General features: G+C 70.5%; 14 protein-coding genes. 11 read left to right on the forward strand and 3 right to left on the reverse strand.

All coding sequences use genetic code 11. The features are described 5' to 3' along the window. Positions 1–2 precede the first annotated feature (2 nt). The 4 genes from P5P86_RS05450 to rimI are packed head-to-tail and all read left to right on the forward strand — an operon-like array spanning position 3 to position 3,119. On the forward strand, positions 3–1,052 hold the full coding sequence (locus P5P86_RS05450) for an alpha/beta fold hydrolase (RefSeq protein WP_280610280.1): 1,050 nt from the start codon (positions 3–5) through the stop codon (positions 1,050–1,052). Between the two features lie 50 nt (positions 1,053–1,102). Continuing rightward, positions 1,103–2,035: a tRNA (adenosine(37)-N6)-threonylcarbamoyltransferase complex ATPase subunit type 1 TsaE gene (tsaE, locus tag P5P86_RS05455; RefSeq protein ID WP_280610281.1), complete on the forward strand. Its 933-nt coding sequence runs from the start codon at positions 1,103–1,105 to the stop codon at positions 2,033–2,035. Continuing rightward, complete coding sequence (gene tsaB / locus P5P86_RS05460; RefSeq protein ID WP_280610282.1) at positions 2,032–2,667, forward strand: tRNA (adenosine(37)-N6)-threonylcarbamoyltransferase complex dimerization subunit type 1 TsaB; 636 nt, start codon at positions 2,032–2,034, stop codon at positions 2,665–2,667. The genes tsaE and tsaB overlap by 4 nt, the downstream gene beginning before the upstream one ends. Before the next feature lie 11 nt (positions 2,668–2,678). Further along, positions 2,679–3,119: a ribosomal protein S18-alanine N-acetyltransferase gene (rimI, locus tag P5P86_RS05465; protein WP_280610283.1), complete on the forward strand. Its 441-nt coding sequence runs from the start codon at positions 2,679–2,681 to the stop codon at positions 3,117–3,119. Positions 3,120–3,131: 12 nt separating this feature from the next. Here rimI and P5P86_RS05470 read toward each other — a convergent pair whose 3' ends face one another. Continuing rightward, a complete protein-coding gene (locus tag P5P86_RS05470) occupies positions 3,132–5,051 on the reverse strand; it encodes an HAD family acid phosphatase (RefSeq protein WP_280610284.1) in 1,920 nt (639 codons plus the stop codon). A gap of 141 nt (positions 5,052–5,192) precedes the next feature. On the opposite strand from P5P86_RS05470, the gene tsaD reads away from it, so the two are divergent. Further along, positions 5,193–6,242: a tRNA (adenosine(37)-N6)-threonylcarbamoyltransferase complex transferase subunit TsaD gene (gene tsaD, locus P5P86_RS05475; RefSeq protein WP_280610285.1), complete on the forward strand. Its 1,050-nt coding sequence runs from the start codon at positions 5,193–5,195 to the stop codon at positions 6,240–6,242. Between the two features lie 320 nt (positions 6,243–6,562). Here the strand turns inward: tsaD and P5P86_RS05480 are convergent, their stop codons facing one another. Both P5P86_RS05480 and P5P86_RS05485 read right to left on the reverse strand, forming a co-directional pair. Beyond that, positions 6,563–8,707 (reverse strand): MMPL family transporter, encoded by a 2,145-nt coding sequence (locus P5P86_RS05480; protein ID WP_280610286.1) that lies wholly within the window; start codon positions 8,705–8,707, stop codon positions 6,563–6,565. A gap of 122 nt (positions 8,708–8,829) precedes the next feature. Continuing rightward, the gene (locus P5P86_RS05485) at positions 8,830–10,023 is read right to left on the reverse strand and encodes a THUMP-like domain-containing protein (RefSeq protein ID WP_280610287.1); all 1,194 of its coding nucleotides are present in this window, start codon (positions 10,021–10,023) and stop codon (positions 8,830–8,832) included. Between the two features lie 189 nt (positions 10,024–10,212). Here P5P86_RS05485 and groES point away from each other — a divergent pair, with 189 nt between their 5' ends. The 6 genes from groES to P5P86_RS05515 all read left to right on the forward strand — a co-directional run bounded on the left by groES (position 10,213) and on the right by P5P86_RS05515 (position 16,152). After that, positions 10,213–10,506 carry a co-chaperone GroES gene (gene groES, locus P5P86_RS05490; protein ID WP_280610288.1) on the forward strand — a complete coding sequence of 98 codons (294 nt, stop codon included), beginning with the start codon at positions 10,213–10,215 and terminating at the stop codon, positions 10,504–10,506. Between the two features lie 99 nt (positions 10,507–10,605). Continuing rightward, entirely contained in the window at positions 10,606–12,228 is a 1,623-nt protein-coding gene (gene groL / locus P5P86_RS05495) for a chaperonin GroEL (RefSeq protein ID WP_280610289.1), read from the forward strand. A 306-nt stretch (positions 12,229–12,534) separates the two neighbouring features. Continuing rightward, positions 12,535–13,506, forward strand: a complete 972-nt coding sequence (locus P5P86_RS05500; RefSeq protein WP_280610290.1) for an amino acid ABC transporter permease — start codon at positions 12,535–12,537, stop codon at positions 13,504–13,506. A 41-nt stretch (positions 13,507–13,547) separates the two neighbouring features. Next, positions 13,548–14,315: an amino acid ABC transporter ATP-binding protein gene (locus P5P86_RS05505; protein WP_280611213.1), complete on the forward strand. Its 768-nt coding sequence runs from the start codon at positions 13,548–13,550 to the stop codon at positions 14,313–14,315. Between the two features lie 40 nt (positions 14,316–14,355). Beyond that, on the forward strand, positions 14,356–15,321 hold the full coding sequence (locus P5P86_RS05510) for an ABC transporter substrate-binding protein (protein WP_280610291.1): 966 nt from the start codon (positions 14,356–14,358) through the stop codon (positions 15,319–15,321). Between the two features lie 27 nt (positions 15,322–15,348). Next, complete coding sequence (locus P5P86_RS05515) at positions 15,349–16,152, forward strand: DUF1684 domain-containing protein (protein WP_280610292.1); 804 nt, start codon at positions 15,349–15,351, stop codon at positions 16,150–16,152. Positions 16,153–16,163: the final 11 nt, after the last annotated feature.

A 16,163-nucleotide genomic window follows, 5' to 3' on the forward strand; every position in this document is an offset into this window, starting at 1 on the left:
GCATGACCAAGAAGATCGCGGCGGTGGCCGCCGGGGCCGCGGGTGCGGCAGCGGTGGGCGGCGTGCTCGACGTGACCCGTCGGCGCCGCAACCTCGTGCACCGCAACGGGAAGGCGGCGGGTCGATCCACGCCGTTCGGCAGCCTCAACACCCCCGCCCGCACCCTGATCACCGAGGACGGCGTCGACCTGCACGTCGAGATCGACGAGGCCGACTCCGAGGTCACGCTGGTCTTCGTGCACGGCTACACGCTCAACCTGGACTGCTGGCACTTCCAGCGTGCCGCGTTCCGCGGCCTGGTACGCAGCGTCTACTACGACCAGCGCTCGCACGGCCGCAGTGGACGCTCCCCGCACGAGAACGCCACCATCGACCAGCTCGGCCGGGACCTGCTGCACGTCATGGACGCCTTCGTCCCCGAGGGGCCGATCGTGCTCGTCGGACACTCCATGGGTGGCATGACCATCGTCGCGCTGGCCGAGCAGCACCCGGAGCTGTTCGCGCCGCGGAGCCAGGGTGGGCGGATCATCGGCGTCTCGCTCATCAGCACCACCGCGGGCGGCCTGGATCCGGCCCGCGTCCTGATGCCGATGGTGCCGGTGAAGCTCGGCGCGGGGCTGGCCGACGGCGCGATCAGGACGCTCGCCCGCGGTCACCGCGCCGTCGACGGTGTGCGCCGCCTCGGCGCCGGCTTCGCCACCGTGGTGACGGACGCCTTCGCCTTCGGCGACAAGGTGCCCGCGCACTACGTCGACTTCGTGGACGCCATGATCGCCCAGACGCCGTTCCAGGTCGTCGCGGAGTTCTTCCCCGGCTTCCGGGACATGGACAAGTTCGAGGCGGTCGGCGTGCTGGGCGCGATCCCGACCACGATCATCTGCGGCACCTCCGACAAGCTCACCTCGGTCGGCCACAGTCGCAAGCTGCACAGCCGGATCCCGGGCTCGACGCTGATCGAGTGCGAGGGCGCCGGTCACATGGTCATCCTGGAGCGGCACGGTCAGGTCGACGCCGCCCTCGACCAGCTCATCTCCGCGGCGGTGCGGGCATGACCCCACGACCTCCTCGCTCCGCACCGAACGCCGCGGGGACCCCGGAAGGCATGGCCAGCACAGCGGTCGAGGTGCGCCGCGTCGGGCCGGAGGCCGCCGGCGACGTCCTGCGCATCGTGCTGGCCGCCTTCGGTGCCCGGCCGACGCTCGACCCGCCGGCCGACGCGCTGCACGAGACGGTCGAGTCGATCGGCATCCAGCTCGCCGAGGGCGGTGGCCTGCTGGCGTACGCCGCCGGTGAGCCGGTCGGTGCGCTGATCCTGGACCCGGTCGGACGCTCGGTGTTCCTGCGTCGCTTCGCGGTGCTGCCCGATCGGCAGGGGCACGGCATCGCCCACGCCATGGTCGCTGCGGCCGTGGCGGAGTCGGCCGGCTTCGAGGACCTGACGGTCGTCGCCCGCGAGGAGCTGCCCCGCACGATGCGGTTCTGGCGGCGGCAGGGCTTCCGCGAGATCGGCCGGCGCTCGCCGTACGTCGAGATGCGCCGCCCGCTGCGCACCTTGGTCACCGAGGTGCCCGACGCCGAGACGATGCGGGGGCTCGGCCGGTCGCTGGCCGGCCAGCTGCGGCGCGGCGACCTGCTGGTGCTCACCGGCGACCTGGGGGCGGGCAAGACGACGTTCACCCAGGGACTGGGCGAGGGCCTCGGCGTGCGTGGCCAGGTCACCTCGCCGACGTTCGTGATCGCCCGGGTGCATCCCTCGCAGGCCGACGGGCCTTCCCTGGTGCACGTGGACGCCTACCGGCTGGGTGGGATGGCCGAGCTCGACGACCTCGACCTCGACACCGATCTCGAGGATGCTGTCACGGTGGTGGAGTGGGGCGAGGGGCTGGCCGAGGGCCTGGCCGAGTCGCGGCTGGAGATCCGGATCGTGCGTGCCCTGACCGTCGAGGAGCTCGAGGGCGACGCGGACCCGCGGCGTGTCGAGCTCACGCCCGTCGGCCCCCGCTGGCACGCGCTCTCCTTCGAGGCGATCTCATGACGCTCCTGCTCGCCTTCGACACCGCCACCCCGCAGGTGAGCGTCGCCCTGCACGACGGCGAGCGCACCGTCGTCGAGCTGGCCTCCGACCGCGCGATGAAGCACGGCGAGCAGCTCGCCCCGCTCATCGCCGCCGCGCTGGAGCAGGCCGGTGCGGTCCGGCAGGACCTCACGGCCGTCGCTGTCGGCGCCGGACCGGGCCCCTTCACCGGCCTGCGGGTCGGTCTGGTCACGGCCCGCACCCTGGCCTACGCCCTGGACATCCCCGTGTACGCCGCCTGCTCGCTGGACGTGATCGCCGTCGAGGCGGCTGCCCGGGCCGGCACGACCGGGGTGCCCTTCACGGTCGCCACCGACGCCCGGCGCAAGGAGGTCTACCTGGCCACCTACACGGCCGACGGCCGCCGGCTCGAGGGCCCGATCGTGGTTCGGCCGGCCGACGCGGCCACCGAGCAGCCGACGGCGGGGGAGGGCGCGCTGCTCTATCCCGACGCCTTCCCGCACGCGTTCGGTCCGACCCGGCCCGGTGCCGGATGGCTGGCGCACGCGGTCGGGGAGGAGCTGGTCGAGCTGATGGACCCCGAGCCGCTCTACCTGCGTCGGCCCGACGCGGTGGCCAGCGCCCAGCGATGAGGGGTGCGGCGGTGGTCGTGCGGCCCGCGCGGGCTGCCGACATCGACGCGATCGCCGACCTGGAGGCGGAGTCCTTCCCGCAGGACCCCTGGCCGGCCGGCTACCTCACCGAGGCCGTCGCCGGGTTGTTGCACAGTGTCGTGGTGCTGGTGGCCGAGGACGCGGGCGTCGTGGTAGGTCATGCGATCGCCTCGGTCGTCTACGAGATCGCCGAGCTGCAGCGGATCGCGGTGACCCGGCAGCAGCGCCGCCGGGGCCTCGCCGGGGCGCTGCTGTCCGCCGTACGGGAGGACGCGCGCGGCAAGGGGGCCGAGCGGCTGCTGCTCGAGGTCAGGGAGACGAACGCCGGCGCGCTCGCGTTCTACGAGCGCGCCGGCTTCGTCGAGATCGACCGGCGGTCCCGCTACTACCGGGACGGGACCACCGCGATCATCCTGCAGCTGTCACTGTGACCCGTGCCTGCCTCACGGCAGGTAGTAGGTCGGGTTCGGGATCTTGTACGTCGCGTCGGCGTACCCGCCGTGCAGGTCGGAGAACTGGTCACCCAGGTTGGCCACGATGTCGAGGCCCTTCTGGGTCTCCAGGTACTCCCGCGTCCCGGACTTGTACTCGATCGTGGAGCACACCTTGTCGTCCCCACAGTCCATGTAGGCCGGCGGCTGCGCGCCGCTGGTCCACTTCGTGTAGTAGTTGGCAGCGGTGAACAGGGGCGTGCCGGAGGCGTCGACGTAGCCGTCCTTGGTGAGGTTGGCGATGGTGTCGGCCTGCTGGTCGGAGGTCCGGCCGGTCAGTCCGACGATCGTGCAGCCGGCGTCCTTGGCGGCCTTGGCGAGGGCGACCATCCCGGGAACCGCCGGGAACTTCTGCTGCTGGATCCAGGTCGCAGCGGTGGCCGGCGAGTACGTGAAGCCCATCGCGCCGTCCTCGAGGTCGTAGTTCCACAGCGTCGTGTCATCGGCGTCGAAGACGACGGCCGGGGACTTCGGGATGGTGATGCCCGCGCCGGTGGTCTTGTCGTGGGCGATGGCCGCGATCGCGGAGGCGTAGGCCTTCTTGGCAGCCTTGAGCTCCTTCTTGGCCACCTTCTTGGCGTGGCCGTGGGCCCTTTTGACCTTCTTCTTCGCCCGGGTGACGGCCTTCTTCGCCTTGGCGGCGTTCTTGGTGTCCAGGCCGAGGGTGGTGCCGGTGGCGGCGATCGCCGCCTTCGCCGCTGCGACCTTGGCGGCCTGCTGCTGGCAGGAGGTCACGATCTGCGGCGTCCAGGTGGACTCCAGCGAGGAGAGCTCGGTGATGTAGGGCGAGCTGGTCTTGTCCGCGACGCCGCCGGTGGCCTTGTAGTAGGCCCGGATGAGCGAGACCACGTTGCCCTCGTTGGGAATCGTGTCACCGTCGGTGACGCTGGCGCCGGTGGAGCCGTCCGGATTCATCGTGTACGACGTCGGCGGCACCATGGTCGGGTCGCTGACGCCCGGCAGGTCGGCGGAGCCGAGGAAGTACGTCGGGTTCGGGATCTTGGTGTGGCCGTCCGCGTAGCCGCCCTCGAGGTCGCTCCACTGGTCGCCCACGTTCATCACGATGTCGACGCCGTCGTCGGCGGCGATGTGAGCGCGCGTCTGCGCCTTGTACTGGACGGTGGTGCACTTGCTGAGCGTGGCTGTGGCCACGATCGCGCAGCCGGTGATGTAGCCCGGCTGGTCCGCGTTGGTCTCCGGCTTGGTGTAGAGGTTGTCGGTGTCGAACAGCGGGGTGCCGCCGGGGGTGCCGTCCGTCGTGAACCCGACCTTGGTCAGGTTGCCGATCGTGGCGGCCTCCTGGTGGGCCGGTCGGCCGGTGATGCCGTAGAGGGCGTAGCCCTCGGACGCGAGGGTCTCGAGCGCCTGGACCATGCCGGGGACGGCCGGCATGAGCTCGTTGTCGACCCAGTTGTTGTTCAGCGCGACCGAGTAGTTGTAGTTCATCTCCTCCTCGTTGGCGTAGTCCGAGAGGAGGGTGGAGTCGACGTCGAAGACGACCGCCTTGCCGGCGCCGGTGGTCGGCAGCCCGTCGATCAGCGACTGGGCCACGGCCTCGGTGTTCTTCGCGTAGGCGGAGGAGACGAGGTTGGGCAGGTAGATCGTCGCGGGTGCGGTGCTGTCGAACGCGTGGGCGGGGTTGGCGCCCTTGGCGGCGCCGTAGTAGGCCCTGATGGTGGACTTCACCGAGTCGATGTTCGGGATGTTCGCACCGCTGGTGGGGGCGACGACGCTGCCGTCCTGGTTGACGGTGTAGGTGAAGGTGGTGGCCGGGTTGAGCTGGCCGGCGGCGTGCGCCGGGGCGCCGCTGACCAGGGCCGTTGCGGTCACCGCACAGGCGGCGATGGCGACGGTGGAACGGGTGAGTCTCATGGTGCCTCCGGAATGGGACAAGATGAACATGAGGTGAACGGACTGACGGTAAAGACACCATGTGTCGGGGATGCGTCGCAAGGGTCACGATCGGAAGCAGTCCGTTGCAGGGCGGCGCGCACCGACCGGCACAATAGGCACATGACGTCGTCTGAGCCTCTTGTCCTCGGCATCGAGACGTCCTGCGACGAGACCGGCGTCGGCATCGTGCGGGGGCACACGCTCCTCGCCGACGCGGTGGCCAGCAGCGTCGAGGAGCACGCCCGGTTCGGTGGCGTCGTCCCGGAGGTCGCCTCGCGCGCCCACCTGGAGGCGATGGTGCCGACCATCGAGCGCGCCTGCGAGAGCGCCGGGATCGCGCTGCGCGACGTCGATGCGATAGCCGTCACCGCCGGCCCCGGCCTGGCCGGGGCGCTGCTGGTCGGCGTCGCCGCGGCCAAGGCGCTCGCGATCGGGCTGGACAAGCCGCTGTACGGCGTCAACCACCTGGCGGCTCACGTGGCCGTCGACCAGCTCCAGCACGGCGCCCTGCCCGAGCCCTGCCTGGCGATGCTGGTCTCGGGAGGTCACTCCTCGCTGCTCCGCGTCGGCGACGTCACCGGCGACATCGAGCCGCTCGGGGCCACCATCGACGACGCCGCTGGGGAAGCCTTCGACAAGGTCGCCCGCCTGCTCGGCCTGGGGTTCCCCGGGGGCCCGGTGATCGACCGGACGGCCACCTCCGGCTCGAGCATCGCCATCGACTTCCCGCGCGGGCTCAGCTCGCGCCGCGACCTGGAGCGGCACCGGTTCGACTTCTCCTTCTCCGGGCTGAAGACAGCCGTCGCTCGCTGGGTGGAGGCCAGGGAACGCTCCGGTGAGCCCGTGCCGGTCGCCGACGTGGCGGCATCGTTCCAGGAGGCTGTCTGCGACGTACTCGTCCGCAAGGCGCTCGACGCCGCCTCCTCGCAGGGCATCGAGGACATCGTGATCGGCGGCGGCGTGGCAGCGAACAGCCGGCTGCGCGTGCTGGCCGAGGAGCGGGCCGCCGCGCTGGGCATCCGGGTGCGGGTTCCGCGGCCGGGGCTGTGCACCGACAACGGCGCGATGGTGGCGGCGCTGGGGGCCGAGATGGTCGCCCGCGGCCGTACCCCCTCCGCGCTCGACCTGCCCGCGGACTCCTCCCAGCCGGTCACCGAGGTCCTGGCCTGAGGTTGAGTCGGGCCTGCGTCCGGGTTGAGTCGGGCCTGCGTCCGGGTTGAGTCGGCCTATGTCGCCTCCAGCGTCCGAGGGCACTCTCGAGGCAGGCCTACCGCCGCGCGACGCTCCTCGTCCGGCGCGTCGTCCGGCAGCGCCTCTTCGCATCCCCTCGGCCGGCGGGCGGCGACATGGGCCGAGGCGCCACCCGAAAGTGACGCCTCGACCCGCGGAAGGTGACTCCTCGCAGCGCCTCTTCGCATCCCCTCGGCCGGCGGGCGGCGACATGGGTCGAGGCGCCACCCGAAAGTGACGCCTCGACCCGCGGAAGGTGACTACTCGGCGGCGCCGACCAGTTCCTTGTCCTCGTCGTGCTTCGCGTCGGCGTGGCCGGGCCACCAGGCGGCGTGGCCGATCAGGGCGGTCAGCGCCGGCGTGAAGAACATCGCCATCACGAACGCGGCCATCACGATGCCGAAGGCGACCGAGAAGCCGAGCGTCAGCAGGAAGCTGTTGCCACCCAGCATCAGCGAGGCGAAGGTGCCGGCCAGGATCAGGCCCGCCACGGCGATGGTCGGGCCGGCGTGCTTGACCGCCTCAGCGGCCGCCTCGCGGGGTTCGCGGCCCTCGCGCGCCTCCTCCCGCAATCGGGTGAGCATCAAGATGTTGTAGTCGGTGCCGAGCGCGACGACGAACAGGTAGATCAGGATCGGCAGCATGAACACCAGGCCCTCGTCGCCCTTGATCCGCTGGAAGACGATGACCGCGGAGCCCAGGGTCGCACCGAAGCCGAGCGCGACCGAGAGCATGAGGTACCACGGCGCGACCAGCGAGCGGAGCACCAGCCCGAGGATGATCATGATGATGATCGCCGCGACGGGGAAGACGACCGAGTAGTCCCTGTTCATCGCGGCCTGGAAGTCGACGTAGACGCCGGTCAGGCCCCCGACGTACGCCGTCGAGCCCTTCGGTGCCGCGTCGTGCGCCGCCGGGCGCAGGTCGTCCTTCACCGTGCTGATCGCTGCGTCGGAGGAGGGATCGTTCTTCAACGTGACCATGAACAACGCGGTCTTGCCGTCGGAGGACCCGATCGCCTGGGGCGAGACCTGGGCGACTCCCGGCACCTTCGACAGCGTCGCCTGGAAGTCGGTGAAGTCGGCCTTGTCCAGCGGAGTGCCGCTGTCGGAGGTCAGCACGATCGGTGTCGGCTGGGTGGCGCCGGCGGAGAGGCCGCCGTCCTCCATCGTCTGGGTGGCCTGGGCCGACTCGACGTTCGATGCGGAGTTGGACGAGCTGAGGTCGAAGGTGGGGTTGTAGCCGCCGCCGACGAAGATGAACAGGGTCAGGATGACCAGCAGGCCGCCGGAGACCGCGGCGAAGCGGGTGGGGTGCTTGCCGAGCGCGCTGCCGATCGCGCCGAAGCCGCGGCTGTCCTTCGGCGCCTGGTCCCACTTCTTCGAGGGCCAGAACAGCGCACGGCCGAGCACGTTGACCACCGCCGGAACCAGGGTGAGGGCGGCGACGAGCATGACGGCGACAGCGATCGCCAGCGCCGGGCCCATCGAGCGGAACAGTCCGAGCGAGGACAGCGACAGGGTCAGGAAGGCGACGATCACCGCGCCGCCGGCGGACGCGATCGCCTCGCCAGCGCGCTCCACGGCTCCCATGACGGCGGTCTTGTGATCGGCGCCCTTGCGCCGCAGCTCGCGGAAGCGGAACAGGTAGAAGAGGAAGTAGTCGGTGCCGATGCCGAACAGCACCACGCCCAGGATCACGTTGAGGGAGCTGTCGGCCTTGAGGTCGAAGACCTTGGCGGCGATGCCGATGAAGCCGTCGGCGACCAGGAAGGCGACGATGACCATGAGGATCGGCGAGAGCGCCGCCATCACGCTGCGGAAGATGATGCCGAGCAGGACCAGGATCAGCACGATGGTGGCGAGCATGACGATCGCCTCGGCGTTCTTGCCCGACTGCGACTGATCGTAGGACTGCGGCAGGGTGCCGGTGGTCTGCGCCTCGAGGTCGGTGCCGTGGGTGGCCTGGGTGAGCTGGTGACGCATGTCGGTGACCTGGTCGAAGTCCTTCTGGTCCTGACCGGTGACGTTGTCGGCCATGCCGACGTTGACGATCGCCACCTGCCGGGAGTCCGAGGCGGTGACCTCCCCGACCGAGGTGTAGTCCGAGCCCAGCTTGAGGCCCTTCGCGATGTCGCCGGCCTTCGTCAGGTCAGCCGTCGACAGCGGGGAGCCGTCGGTGCGGGAGAAGACGATGGTGGCGCCCGAGTCGTCCTGCTGCGGGAACGCCGAGGACATCAGGTTGCTGGCCTTGATGGACTCGTAGTGCTGGGGCAGGAAGTCGGACTGGTCGGTGGTCGACTTGAGCTTGGGGGCGAACGCCACCACCAGCACGGTCAGGACCAGCCAGGCTGCGATGATGTACCAAGGACGACGGGCCGCGGTGCGGCCTAGGGCGCGGAACATGACCACAACCTAATCGAGCCCGGTGACATTTCCGCCCCGCTCAGGGGCATCTCAGGGGTGCGCCAGGGTGATTCACGACCAACCTCACGGGCCGCCCCTGACATGTGTCACGGACGGCGGCCTCAGAAGGGCTGCACGAGCAGACAGGTGCCCTCATCGGCCACCCGGGTCAGCACGATCGTCGCCTCGTTGGGACCCTGGGGGGCGAGCCGCCGGCGCAGCTCCTCGGGCACCACGGCGACGCCGCGCTTCTTGATCGTGAGCCGGCCGACGCCGCGCTCGCGCAGCGCCGCGCGCAACGCGCGCTCGCGATAGGGCAGCACCTCCAGCACCCGGTAGCCGCGTGCGAACGGCGTGCGGAAGGACTGGTCGCTGGTGACGTAGGCGATCCGGTCGTCGAGCAGGCCGCCGCCCACGCCTGCCGCCACCGCCGTGACCAGGCCGGCCCGGATGACGGCACCGTCGGGCTCGTAGAGGAACTCGCCGACGGCCCGTACGTCGACGCCGCCCTCACCCAGCGGCGGAGCGTCCTCGTCGGTCAGCGTCGCCAGGCCGCCGTCAGCGATCACTGTCGCGCGGCGGTGCACGGTGGCCAGCCGGCCCGACCAGAGCGCGGCCTCCTTGACCTCGCCACGGTCGCTGACGAACTCCGCCTCGACCCCGTCGGGGACGAGCTCGTGCGGAATGCCCGGCGCGACCTTCACGCAGGCGTCGCGCGCCAGCAGGCTGAGGACGAACGGCCACGGCGGCGTCCAGCCCTCGGTGTCCAGCAACCGCCCGCGCGAGCGGTTGTTGGTGCGCCGGGCGGGGTCGGCGAAGGCCACCTCGAAGGCGGTGTGGTCGAGCTCGGTCGCGTCCGCCACGGACACGGCACCGGGCAGGCCGAGTGCGTCGAGGTTGGCCCGCGCCACCGCGACCCGCTCGGGGTCCAGGTCGACGCCGGCGGAGGTGATGCCGGCGCGCGCCATCGCGATCAGGTCACCTCCGATGCCACAGCCCAGGTCGATGGCCGAGCCGGCGCCGAAGGCCACGAGCCGGGCGGCGCGGTGCTCGGCCACGGCCTGCCGGGTGGCCTGCTCGAGGCCGTCGGGGGTGAAGTACATCGCCGCGGCCGCCGCGCCGAACTTCGGCACCGCGCGCCGACGCAGCTCGGCCTGGCTCATCGCCACGGCGACGTACGGCGCGGCGACACCCGCGAACTCCCGTCGCAGCACCGACTGCGCCTGCAGCGGATCCTCCCCACCGAGTGCGACCGCCCGGGCGAGCAGCGTCTGGCCGGGGTCGGTGAGCAGCCAGGCGAAGGCGTCGAGGTCCACCCGTCCATCCTCTCAGCGACCGGCCCTGGCACTCGTTGTGGCTGAGTGCTAACGTCTGACTTGGCACTCTCGCATCGAGTGTGCCAACGCCTGCGACACGAGCACGACCCCCGCGACGGCGTGCTCGCGGCGCCAGGCATCCACGTTCATCACCCAACAGCAGATCAGTGTGAAGGGGAGGTCGACACCGTGTCGATCAACATCAAGCCTCTCGAGGACCGCATCGTCATCAAGCAGGTCGAGGCTGAGCAGACCACCGCGTCCGGCCTGGTCATCCCGGACACCGCCAAGGAGAAGCCCCAGGAGGGCGAGGTCCTGGCCGTCGGTCCGGGTCGTGTCGACGACAACGGCAACCGCATCCCGCTCGACGTGGCCGTCGGCGACAAGGTCATCTACAGCAAGTACGGCGGCACCGAGGTCAAGTACGCCGGCGAGGAGTTCCTCATCCTCAGCGCCCGCGACATCCTCGCTGTGATCGCCTGACGCAGCGCCTGACTCCGGGACGTCATACGAACCGGCCGCCCCGGCAGCCACTCGTATGACGTCCCGGATCCATTTCCGAGCCAGACAGAGGGAAGATCCATGCCGAAGATCCTGGAGTTCGACGAGAACGCCCGCCGCGCACTCGAGCGCGGTGTCGACAAGCTCGCCGACGCCGTCAAGGTGACGCTGGGCCCCAAGGGCCGCTACGTCGTCCTCGACAAGAAGTGGGGCGCGCCGACCATCACCAACGACGGTGTCACCGTCGCCCGTGAGATCGAGCTCGACGACCCGTTCGAGAACCTTGGTGCCCAGCTCACCAAGGAGGTCGCCACCAAGACCAACGACGTCGCCGGTGACGGCACCACCACCGCCACCGTGCTCGCGCAGGCGATGGTCCACGAGGGTCTGCGGGCGGTCGCCGCCGGCGTGAACCCCATGGGCCTCAAGCGCGGCATGGACGCCGCCGCCGCCAAGGTCGGCGACGCCCTGCGCGCGGCCGCCCGTCCGGTCAACGACGAGTCCGACATGGCCTCGGTCGCGACCATCTCCAGCCGTGACGGCCACATCGGCGAGCTGCTCGCCGAGGCCTTCAGCAAGGTCGGCAAGGACGGCGTCATCACCGTCGAGGAGTCGAACACCCCGAGCACCGAGCTCGAGTTCACCGAGGGCATGCAGTTCGACAAGGGCTACATCTCGGCGTACTTCGTCTCGGACCCGGAGCGGATGGAGGCCGTCCTCGACGACCCCTACATCCTGCTCGTCCAGGGGAAGGTCTCCTCGGTGCAGGAGCTCCTCCCGATCCTGGAGAAGGTCATGCAGGCGGGCAAGCCGCTGTTCATCCTGGCCGAGGACGTCGAGGGCGAGGCGCTCTCGACCCTGGTCGTGAACAAGATCCGCGGCACCTTCAACGCGGTCGCCGTCAAGAGCCCTGCCTTCGGTGACCGGCGCAAGGCGATCATGGAGGACATCGCGATCCTCACCGGCGGTCAGGTCATCGCCGCCGAGATCGGCCTCAAGCTCGACCAGGTCGGCCTCGAGGTGCTGGGTCGGGCCCGTCGCGTCGTGGTCACGAAGGACAACACCACCATCGTGGACGGCGCCGGCGACCCGGCAGCGGTCAGCGGCCGGGTCAACCAGATCAAGGCCGAGATCGAGAACACCGACTCCGACTGGGACCGCGAGAAGCTCCAGGAGCGCCTCGCCAAGCTCGCCGGCGGTGTCTGCGTGATCAAGGTCGGCGCCCACACCGAGGTGGAGCTCAAGGAGAAGAAGCACCGCATCGAGGACGCCGTCTCCGCCACCCGTGCGGCGATCGAGGAGGGCATCGTCGCCGGCGGCGGCTCGGCCCTCGTCCACGCCGTCGCCGAGCTCGAGGACGACCTCGGGCTCACCGGTGACGAGGCCGCCGGCGTGCGCATCGTGCGCAAGGCCGCCGACGAGCCGCTGCGCTGGATCGCCGAGAACGGCGGCGAGAACGGGTACGTCGTGGTCAGCAAGGTCCGCGAGGCCGGCGTCGGCAACGGCTGGAACGGCGCCACCGGGGAGTATGGCGACCTGGTCGCCCAGGGTGTGATCGACCCGGTGAAGGTGACCCGCTCCGCGCTGGTCAACGCCACCTCGATCGCCGGCATGCTGCTCACCACCGAGACCCTCGTCGTGGACAAGCCCGAGGAGGAGGAGCCGGCGGCTGCCGCCGGCCACGGTCACGGCCACGGTCACTGATCCTCGGATCGCACCGCCGAGTCGGCGCTCGTTCACAGCGAACGGGCGCCGACTCGGTGCATTTCCGGCGCGAGCCCGCGCTGACGCGGCGGCGCGCCCGCGGGACCCGCATGGACGGGTCGTGTCGTCCTCGACGTGACTCGACCGCGACCGTCGGGTTCGCAACACCGTCGGGGTGGACGTGCCGGATCGGCGGTGGGGAGTAGCGGTCTGCCGGGTCACCGGCCGCCATCTGGACCGGGGTACTAGCATCTGTCGTGTAAGTGCATAATATCCATCGACTTTATGTTTTACCGAGGAGGCAGCGTGAGCCTTGTGGCCGGGCCCGTGGAGACGGGCGCCCTCGACCGACGCTCGGGCGACGACGAGCTCGTCGCCGCTCGGCTGGTCCCCCGACGTAGGCCCGGACAGTGGATCTCCGCGGCCATCGCGCTCGTGGCCGTCGCGGCGTTGCTGCGCAGCGTCTTCACCAATCCGCACTTCCAGTGGGACGTGGTGCGTTACTTCTTCCTGCGTCCCTCCATCCTCGACGGCCTCCTGCTCACCTTGTGGCTCACGGCGGCGGTGGTGATCTCGGGCTACCTGCTGGGCATCGTGGTCGCGGTGATGCGGCTCTCGGGCAACCCGGTGCTGTCGACGGTCAGCTTCGCCTTCACCTGGTTCTTCCGCTCGGTCCCACCGCTGGTGCAGCTGCTGCTGTGGTTCAACCTGGCCTCGCTCTACCCGACGCTCTCCTTCGGCATCCCGTTCCTGCCGCCCTTCGGGAGCGTCCACACCGCGCACCTCTTCACCGCGCTGCTGGCCGCCTACGTCGGCCTGACGCTGGACGTCGCGGCGTTCTCCGGCGAGATCGTCCGTGGCGGCCTGCTGTCGGTCGAGCACGGTCAGACCGAGGCGGCCAAGTCGCTGGGGCTGGGCAAGGGCCGCATCTTCCGGCGGATCGTGCTGCCGCAGGCGATGCCCGCGATCGTCCCGGCCAGCGGCAACATGGTGATCGGGATGCTCAAGGCGACCTCGATCATCAGCATGCTCGGTGCCGACGACCTGCTGCACAAGGCACAGCTCATCTACGGCCAGAACTACCTGATCATCCCGCTGCTGCTGGTAGCGACGATCTGGTACATCATCCTGACCACGATCCTCTCGATCGGTCAGTACTTCGTGGAGCGCTACTACGCCCGCGGCAAGGGCGAGCAGCGCGAGAGCCTCTGGCGGGTGGCGCGCGGCAACCTTCCGTTCGCAGGCCTCCGGCGCCGTGACCTGGCGGCCCTGTCGTGAACGCGCCGGTCGAGCAGGCCGTCGGTCGCTCTCGCGAGGACATGGCCGGCCAGCGCCCGCTGGTGCGCGTACGCGGCCTGCGCAAGCACTTCGGTCGCCACGAGGTGCTGCGCAGCATCGACCTGGACGTGCCGGCCGGCTCGGTGAGCGTCCTGCTCGGGCCGTCAGGGTCGGGCAAGTCCACGTTGCTGCGCTGCATCAACCACCTCGAGAAGCCGGACGCCGGCTTCGTCGAGGTGGGCGGGGAGATCATCGGCTACCGGCGCGACGGCGACCGGCTGCGCGAGCTGCCCGACCGGGCCGTGACCCGGCAGCGGGCCCGCATCGGCATGGTCTTCCAGCAGTTCAACCTCTTCCCCCACAAGACGGTGCTGGAGAACATCATCGAGGGCCAGCTCGCCGCCGGCGTACGCCGCAAGGCAGCGGAGTCGCGCGCCAGCGAGCTGCTGGTCCGGGTCGGTCTGGCCGGCCGCGAGACGTCGTACCCCCGCCAGCTCAGCGGGGGTCAGCAGCAGCGGGTCGCCATCGCTCGGGCGCTGGCGAACGAGGTCGAGCTGATCCTCTTCGACGAGCCGACCAGTGCCCTCGACCCGGAGATGGTCGGCGAGGTGCTCGGTGTCATGAAGGACCTCGCCGCCGAGGGTCTGACGATGATCGTCGTCACCCACGAGATCGGCTTCGCCCGGGAGGCGGCCGACCAGGTCGTCTTCCTCGACGGGGGGCGGATCGTGGAGTCCGGCCCTCCGGGCGAGGTGCTCGCCAACCCCAGGAACGAGCGCGCCCGCGCCTTCCTCTCCGCCGTGCTGTGACGACGGCGGCGTACCACCCCACCCGAGAGAAGGAACATCCGTGAAGATCCTCAAGCCGACCGCCCTGGCCGGGCTCGCCGTGACCCTGGTCGCTCTCGCGGGCTGCGGCAGCTCGTCCGACACGCTCAGCGCGGCGGACAAGAAGGTCGGAGCGCAGACGAGCACCTCGGCCTCCGCCGACGCCATCCCCACCGAGGACGTCGTCTCGTCGGTGCAGACCGTGACGGCGCTGCACGACAAGCTGCCGGCGGCGGTGAGGTCCAGCGGCGTGCTGACGCTCGGGACCACTCTGGCCACCGGTGAGGCCGGCCTGCCGCACGTCGGCTCCGACAGCGCGAACAAGCAGGTCGGACTCGACGTCGACCTGCGCGACGCGGTCGCCAAGGTGCTCGGCGTGAGCTGGAAGATCTCCGACGGCTCGTTCGAGACCATCGTGCCCGGCGTCCAGTCCGGCAAGTACGACGTCGGCCAGGACAACTTCGCCGTCACCTCGGCCCGGCTGCCAGTGGTCGACTTCGCCACCTACCTCAAGGACGGCCAGGGCTTCGTGGCCGCCAAGAACAGCTCGCTGGGCGCCGTCACCAAGCTCACCGACGTCTGCGGCCACACGGTCTCCACGGGCACCGGCTCCAGCTTCCAGCAGATCCTGGATGCCGGCGTGAAGGAGTGCAGCGCGGCCGGCCTGAAGCCGTACACCCCGAAGTACTACAGCGACAACGCCTCGATCCTGCTCGGTCTGCAGAACGGACAGACCGACCTGTACTTCGGACCGACCCTCGGCGACAAGTACCTGGTCGCCCACCAGCCGAACCTGAAGTTCCTCGGCGAGGTCAGCTCCACCGACGTCGGCTTCGTCACCGCGAAGGGCTCGCCCCTCGCGCACGTCCTGGTCGACGCGGTCAACGAGCTCATCCACGACGGCACCTACGAGAAGATCTTCGCCAAGTGGGGCGTCGCCGGCTCCGGCATCAGCCAGTCCGAGTTCAACCCCAAGCCCGCCTTCTAGAGCGGCGCTCGAGCAGAGGAGCAGCACATGACGATCCAGGAGACCGACGCCTTCACCGAGGAGTGGCAGGCCTGGCACCGGGCCAAGGACGAGCGTCTCGCCTCGCCGCACGGCTTCCTCGCCGTGACCGGCCTGCACTGGCTGACAGCGCAGGCGCAGCGCTGGGAGGACGCGCCGGGCGCCTGGTCGACGGGTCCCGAGGGTGTCTCGGTCGAGCTCGCCGACGGGGAGTCGCTGGTGGTCGACGGCGTACCCGTGACGGGCCGCCATGCCTTCGGCGTCATCCCGGAGCGCGGGGGCGTCGAGGCCGCGTTCGGCGATGCGGTCGTGGAGGTCGCCAAGCGCGGTGGCAACGACCTGATCCGGCCTCGCCATCCGGACAACCCGCTGCGGCTGTCCTTCGCGGGCACGCCGGCCTTCGCGCCGAGCCCGCAGTGGGCCCTCGCCGCGCGCTACGTCGCCTTCGACGAGCCCGTGCCGACCACTGTCGGCTCGGTCGTGGACGGACTCGAGCACGTGTACGGCGCCGTCGGGCGGCTGGAGTTCGAGCATGCCGGCGAGCGCCATGCCCTGACCGCCTTCCCGGGGTTCGCCCCCGGCACGCTGACCGTGCTGTTCAGCGACGCCACCGCAGGCATCACGACGTACGGCGCGGTCCGCAGCCTGACCGTCGACGCACCCGCGACCGGTGGCGCGGTCGTCATCGACTTCAACCGGGCGACCAACCTGCCGTGCGCGTACACGCCGCACGCGACCTGCCCGCTGCCGCCGCCGGGCAACCGGCTGCCCTTCCCGGTCGAGGCGGGGGAGCAGACGCCGGTGACGGCCTGAGGGTCCCTTGC

The organism is Nocardioides sp. BP30, from assembly GCF_029873215.1.
Lineage (GTDB): Bacteria > Actinomycetota > Actinomycetes > Propionibacteriales > Nocardioidaceae > Nocardioides.

Bases quoted from the DNA above. Each gene is read 5' to 3' on its own strand.
- P5P86_RS05450 (WP_280610280.1), top strand. From the start codon at position 3: ATGACCAAGAAGATCGCGGCGGTGGCCGCCGGGGCCGCGGGTGCGGCA.
- tsaE (WP_280610281.1), top strand. From the start codon at position 1,103: ATGGCCAGCACAGCGGTCGAGGTGCGCCGCGTCGGGCCGGAGGCCGCC.
- tsaB (WP_280610282.1), top strand. From the start codon at position 2,032: ATGACGCTCCTGCTCGCCTTCGACACCGCCACCCCGCAGGTGAGCGTC.
- P5P86_RS05470 (WP_280610284.1), bottom strand. From the start codon at position 5,051: ATGAGACTCACCCGTTCCACCGTCGCCATCGCCGCCTGTGCGGTGACC.
- tsaD (WP_280610285.1), top strand. From the start codon at position 5,193: ATGACGTCGTCTGAGCCTCTTGTCCTCGGCATCGAGACGTCCTGCGAC.
- P5P86_RS05480 (WP_280610286.1), bottom strand. From the start codon at position 8,707: ATGTTCCGCGCCCTAGGCCGCACCGCGGCCCGTCGTCCTTGGTACATC.
- groL (WP_280610289.1), top strand. From the start codon at position 10,606: ATGCCGAAGATCCTGGAGTTCGACGAGAACGCCCGCCGCGCACTCGAG.
- P5P86_RS05505 (WP_280611213.1), top strand. From the start codon at position 13,548: ATGGCCGGCCAGCGCCCGCTGGTGCGCGTACGCGGCCTGCGCAAGCAC.
- P5P86_RS05515 (WP_280610292.1), top strand. From the start codon at position 15,349: ATGACGATCCAGGAGACCGACGCCTTCACCGAGGAGTGGCAGGCCTGG.